The sequence below is a fragment of the Salegentibacter agarivorans genome, assembly GCF_900113135.1.
GTDB lineage: Bacteria > Bacteroidota > Bacteroidia > Flavobacteriales > Flavobacteriaceae > Salegentibacter > Salegentibacter agarivorans.
Genome location: NZ_FOOH01000023.1, coordinates 59,563 through 65,562 on the forward strand (window position 1 = coordinate 59,563; position 6,000 = coordinate 65,562).

7 protein-coding genes are annotated in these 6,000 nt (G+C 37.6%); 3 read left to right on the forward strand and 4 right to left on the reverse strand.

The annotated features are described in order from the left end of the window. Positions 1 to 12: 12 nt before the first annotated feature. Complete coding sequence (locus BM084_RS14975; protein WP_093305807.1) at positions 13 to 558, reverse strand: DUF1599 domain-containing protein; 546 nt, start codon at positions 556 to 558, stop codon at positions 13 to 15. Positions 559 to 689: 131 nt separating this feature from the next. Here BM084_RS14975 and folP point away from each other — a divergent pair, with 131 nt between their 5' ends. After that, a complete protein-coding gene (gene folP / locus BM084_RS14980; RefSeq protein WP_093305809.1) occupies positions 690 to 1,514 on the forward strand; it encodes a dihydropteroate synthase in 825 nt (274 codons plus the stop codon). Positions 1,515 to 1,551: 37 nt separating this feature from the next. Continuing rightward, positions 1,552 to 2,325 (forward strand): diadenylate cyclase CdaA, encoded by a 774-nt coding sequence (gene cdaA, locus BM084_RS14985; protein ID WP_075327814.1) that lies wholly within the window; start codon positions 1,552 to 1,554, stop codon positions 2,323 to 2,325. Positions 2,326 to 2,328: 3 nt separating this feature from the next. Here cdaA and BM084_RS14990 read toward each other — a convergent pair whose 3' ends face one another. Beyond that, on the reverse strand, positions 2,329 to 4,095 hold the full coding sequence (locus BM084_RS14990; protein ID WP_093305811.1) for an ABC transporter ATP-binding protein: 1,767 nt from the start codon (positions 4,093 to 4,095) through the stop codon (positions 2,329 to 2,331). Continuing rightward, positions 4,096 to 4,839, reverse strand: a complete 744-nt coding sequence (gene truA / locus BM084_RS14995; RefSeq protein ID WP_093305813.1) for a tRNA pseudouridine(38-40) synthase TruA — start codon at positions 4,837 to 4,839, stop codon at positions 4,096 to 4,098. It abuts the gene before it with no gap. Between the two features lie 114 nt (positions 4,840 to 4,953). On the opposite strand from truA, the gene BM084_RS15000 reads away from it, so the two are divergent. Continuing rightward, the gene (locus tag BM084_RS15000) at positions 4,954 to 5,448 is read left to right on the forward strand and encodes a metallophosphoesterase family protein (protein ID WP_075327817.1); all 495 of its coding nucleotides are present in this window, start codon (positions 4,954 to 4,956) and stop codon (positions 5,446 to 5,448) included. A gap of 312 nt (positions 5,449 to 5,760) precedes the next feature. On the opposite strand, the gene BM084_RS19300 is transcribed toward BM084_RS15000, so the two are convergent. Continuing rightward, positions 5,761 to 6,000 (reverse strand): hypothetical protein (locus BM084_RS19300; RefSeq protein WP_218152255.1); only part of this gene is annotated, 240 nt, incomplete at its 5' end.

A 6,000-nucleotide genomic window follows, 5' to 3' on the forward strand; every position in this document is an offset into this window, starting at 1 on the left:
AAGTTACAAAAACTAGTCTTCGTTTTCATTTATAAGGATCATAGCAAAAATTGAATAATTAATAATATCCTGGTAATTCGCATCAATCCCCTCACTCACCAGGGTTTGTCCTTTATTATCTTCAATTTGCTTTACACGTAGTAATTTCTGAATAATAAGGTCCGTTAACGAACTAACCCGCATATCACGCCAGGCTTCACCATAATCGTGATTTTTATTCATCATCAAAGCCTTGGCTTCGGCTATTTTTTCATCGTAAAGTTCTGTAGCCTCTTCTACCCCAAGATCGGGCTGTGCAACCACGCCTTTTTCCAACTGAATTAACGCCATTACCGAATAATTAATAATCCCAATAAATTCAGATTTTTCGTCTTCATCTACCTTTCTCACTCCGTTTTCCTGAAGTTTTCTAATGCGTTGGGCTTTTATAAAAATCTGGTCGGTAAGTGACGGCAGCCTAAGAATTCTCCAGGCGCTTCCGTAATCTTTCATCTTATTGATAAACAGGCTGCGGCAGGTAGTCACCACCGCGTCATACTGTTTTGAGGTATTCTGCATAAAAGAGATCTAATTTGCGTAAATTTCGTGCAAATATTTTAGATACTAAAACCGCATTTTATAATTTCTGAATTGAGCTTTAAAAATCATTGTTTTTCACTTCAGAATATTCAATTAAAATTCCACGAAAAATGACCATAAATTGTAAAGGCGAACTCCTAAATCTTAGCAATCCAAAAGTGATGGGAATTATCAATACTACTCCCAATTCTTTTTATGCTGAAAGCAGAAAAACTTCGGAAAACGATATTCTTAAACAAGTAGAAAAAATGCTGGAAGATGGTGCTAATTTTATTGACGTTGGAGGCTACAGCACGCCACCTGGCGCTCCTAGAGTGGACGAAACCGAAGAATTAAATCGTGTACTTCCTGCCATAGAAAATATTTTAAAAAACTTCCCAGAAGCATTAATTTCCGTAGATACTTTTAGAGCAAATGTAGCTGAAAAAAGTATTGAAGCCGGAGTGGCGATAATTAACGATATTTCTGCCGGAAACCTGGATCCCGAAATGATGGAAACCGTTGCTAAGTACCAGGTTCCTTATATTATGATGCATATGCGTGGCACGCCCCAAACTATGAAAGATCTTAACCAGTATGATGATCTTTTGCAGGATATTTTATTTTATTTTTCAGAAAAAATAAATGAGGCGAGAGCTTTAGGAATCAACGATCTTATAGTAGATCCCGGTTTCGGATTTGCTAAAAATATTGCCCAGAATTTTGAATTGCTTTCTAAAATGGAACTTTTTAAAACTTTAGAGCTTCCTATTCTTGCCGGACTTTCACGAAAATCATTAATTTATAAGACTTTAAATACCTCAGCGCAGGAAGCTTTAAATGGCACTACCTTTTTAAACACAATTGCGCTAAGCAAAGGCGCTTCCATTTTAAGGGTGCACGACGTAAAAGAAGCGGTAGAATGCACTAAATTATACGCAGAACTTAATAAGTAGCCGCATATTTTCTATTTTTACACAAAACCACGCTAATTTGGATATAATAAACCTTCGTTTTCTTGATGTTCTCGATATTGTATTTGTAGCTCTACTGCTGTATTATTTGTACAAGCTGGTAAAAGGAACGGTTGCGGTGAATATCTTTATCGGGATCGTTATTATTTACTTAATGGGAAGCCTTACGCAATTGCTGCAAATGGAGCTTTTGAGTAGTGTTCTTGGTGAATTTATTGGCGTGGGAATGTTTGCATTAATTGTGGTTTTTCAACAGGAAATTAGGAAATTCCTTTTAATGATTGGCTCTACCAATTTCACTCAAAAAGGAAAGTTTTTCACCCAACTTCGATTCTTAAAAGGTGATCTAGAAACCAGCACGAATGTAGAAGATATCATTTCAGCCTGCGAAGTGATGGGTCAGAGTTTTACGGGGGCATTGATTATTATTCAGAAAAACACGAATCTGGATTTTGTAAAAAATTCCGGGGACGATATGAATATTGAACTCAATCAACCCATTATTGAATCTATTTTCTATAAAAATTCACCACTTCACGATGGCGCGATGATCATTGAAGACAACAAAATTACCGCCACCCGGGTTATTTTACCGGTTTCTAACGATAGGTCTATTCCGCTTAGATTTGGGTTACGACACCGCGCCGCCGTTGGTATTACTGAAAAAACCGATGCACTCGCACTTGTTGTAAGTGAGGAAACGGGACAAATTTCTTATATAAGAGACGGGGAATTTGTCATGTTTGAAAGTAACGAAGAACTTATTGAACGAATTAAGGAAGACCTTTTATAATTTTTACAAAGATTCTTCTGCCATAAACTGAACTTCATACAGGTTTTTGTAATAACCATCCTTCTTTTGAAGCAGTTCGGTATGAGTTCCTATCTCTACAATTTTACCGGCATCCATCACCATAATCTTATCGGCTTTTTTAATGGTTGCAAGTCTGTGTGCAATTACAATAGAAGTACGTCCTTTCGTAATTTTATCGGTTGCTTCCTGGATTAAAAGTTCGCTATAAGTATCAACTGAAGACGTTGCTTCATCCAAAATCAAAATACTTGGATTACTCATATACGCCCGCAAAAATGAAATAAGCTGGCGCTGGCCCGAAGAAAGCATTGCTCCGCGTTCTTTTACATTATAATGATAACCGTTTGGTAACGTATTTATAAACTCGTGAATTCCAATTTGTTTTGCAGCTTTAACCACTTCCTCTTCCGTAATATCGGGATCGTTAAGGTTTATATTACTCAAAATGGTATCGGCAAAAAGGAAAACATTCTGCAACACCACGGCAATTTCAGAACGCAGGGATTCTAAAGTAATATCTTTAATATCAATACCATCAACCAAAATTTGCCCGCTTTTTATTTCATAAAAACGATTCAGCAGGTTGATAACGGTAGATTTTCCTGCACCGGTAGCTCCCACAATTGCAATAGTTTCCCCGGGATTCGCTTTAAAAGAAACGCCTTTAAGCACTTCTTCATCATCGGTATAGCTAAAACGAACGTCTTTAAATTCAATTTCTCCTTTAAGATCGCTAACTTCAATCTTACCTGTATTACTTATTGAAGATTCGGTATCGAGAATTCCGAATACACGATTAGCCGCTACCATTCCCATTTGCAACGTGTTAAACTTATCGGCAATTTGGCGAAGAGGTCTAAATAATAATTGCGATAATTCAATAAAAGCGATAATTACCCCAAGGGTAATTCCGTCATCGGCTACAGCTCGCAGTCCACCGTACCAAACGATCAAACCAATGGTTATGGAAGTTGCCATTTCGGCAATTGGAAAGAAAATAGAGTTATACCAAACCGTCTTCACCCAGGCATCACGATGTTTCCCGTTTATTTCTTTAAAATTATTGTATTCGGCTTTTTCGCGGGTAAAAAGCTGAACGATTTTCATTCCTGTAATTCGCTCCTGAACAAAGGTGTTTAAATTGGCAACCTGGGTTCTTACTTCTTCAAAAGCAACTTTCATTTTCTTCTGAAATACACGCGTAGCGTACATAATTAAAGGAAGCACCGTCAATACCAACAAGGTTAACTGCCAACTCTGGTAAAACATAAAACCTATTACCACCAACATTTTTAGAATATCACTGATAATCATAAAAAGCCCCTGGCTAAAAATACTGGCAATGGTTTCAATATCGCTTACCGCGCGGGTTACCAAACGCCCAACTGCCGACTTATCAAAATAAGTCATTTTAAAGTTGAGCATATGTTTAAAAAGGTTCACCCGAAGGTCTCTAACCACTTCCTGTCCCAGCCAGTTGGCGAAATACACAAATAGAAACTGAAAAATAACTTCCAGCACTAAAACTCCAGCCATTAAACCCACATAAAAAACCAGGTTATCATAATCCTGCGGGGTAATTGCATCATCTACAGTAACCTTTAATAAATAGGGTCTTAAAACAGCAAAAAATGAAAGCAAAATCGCAGCAACCGCCACAAAATAGAAAGTTACTTTGTAGGGATTAGTGTATTTAAGCAGGCGCTTAAATAAATCAAAATCGAATGCGTTACCTGTTTTAGATGCCATTTATTTTATTGCTATTTCCGGATAAGTAACCTTTGTAAGGTATAATGCTTTTGCAGGCACCGAAGTTCCCGCCTTACTCCTGTCTTTACTTCTTATAACCTCGTGAATATTTTCAATAGGTTGCTTCCCTAAACCAATTTCCAGTAAAGTTCCCACAATTGCACGCACCATATTTCTTAAAAATCTGTCGGCTGAAATATGAAAAACCAACACTCCATTTTCTATTTTCCAAACTGCTTCAGTAATCTTGCAATTATAGGTTTTTACATCGGTTTTAGACTTTGAAAAACACTTAAAATTAGTATAATCCTTTAAGATTTCTGCGGCCTTATTCATTTTTTCAACATCCAGCTTATTCTTCATAAAATAACTTCTATCTTCTAAAAAAGGATCTTTATGCTGAACGATATGATATTCATAACTCCGGCTTAAAGCATCAAAGCGGGCATGTGCATCCGGCTTCACTTTAAAAAAATCCCGTATAGCTATGTCTGCCGGAAGCAAAGAATTCAATTTAAACTGAAAAGCTTCCTTTTCAAGTTCGTGATCGGTATCAAAATGCGCAAAGATCTGTTTTGCGTGCACCCCCGCATCTGTTCTGCCAGCGCCAACAATAGCTGTTTTTTGTTGAAAAACAACCGAAAGTGCCCGTTCTATTTCTTCCTGAACCGAAATGGCGTTTGGCTGATTTTGCCAACCGTGATAAGCCTTTCCAAAATATGCCAGTTCTAAAAAATACCTCAACCGAGTTCTTTATTTTTATATTTGCGAACTGCAAAGATAAGGCATTTATTAGAAGCTTAAATCCTTTGAAGGCATCGGTTTTAAAATGATTTTTCTAAATAAAATATTCCAGATTTGAAAAAAATACTCTTGCTAAGTGATACCCACAGTCATATAGACGAAAGAATTTTGCATTATGCCGGGGAAGCTGATGAAATATGGCACGCCGGCGATATTGGCACTACCGCTGTTTCTGATGAATTGCAAAAAATAAAACCCCTAAGAGCAGTTTATGGCAACATTGACGATGCGGAGATAAGAAAGGAATTTCCGCTTCACCAGCGTTTTAAATGCGAAGGAGTAGATGTTTGGATCACCCATATTGGAGGATATCCGGGTAGATATTCTCCCGCAATTCGGGATCAAATAAAACAGGATCCACCAAAACTTTTTATTAGCGGACATTCTCATATTTTAAAGGTAATGAACGATAAAAACCTGGGATTACTTCATATGAATCCGGGTGCAGCAGGAAAACAGGGATTTCATAAGAAACGTACTATGCTGAGATTTAAAATTGATGCTGCGAAAATTCAGGATTTAGAAGTGATAGAATTGAAAGGAAAATAAACAGTTTGCAGTCTCAGTGAGCAGAATTTGCGTCGTTGCGATGGAAGCTCAACTGAAGCAATCTGTTCATTATTAATAAAAAGCAATCCTTATTTTAATTACAGATTGCCGCGTCATAATTCTCCTGTGGTCAAATTATTTCTCGCAATGACGAAACAAGAACAACTAATCACAAAATATTCGTGTATTCGTGGCAATAGTTTATACTTACAAAAATCGAGTAGGAAGATAGGGATTAATTCCCTATCTGTCCTCTCACACCACTCAGCGTACGGATCCGTACTGAGCGGTTCCCTAATTTATGTTCTAACTTTAGAATAATAATCCAGCAGAAAAGGGTAGCCAGCCTGTCTCAGTCTGTGCGTGGTGATGGTCCTTGTGAGGATAAAGCTGTTGGCGATATGCCAGTGACTTTTCCTCGTGTTGGCATATTCCCACGCTTTCCACTTGTTCAGGCCAAGCTTGATAAGCATCTTTCCTTTCGTGCGGATGCGTTTCCATTGTTTCCAGATACACATCCTTAGACGTCGACGGTACCAGCGATCTATCTTT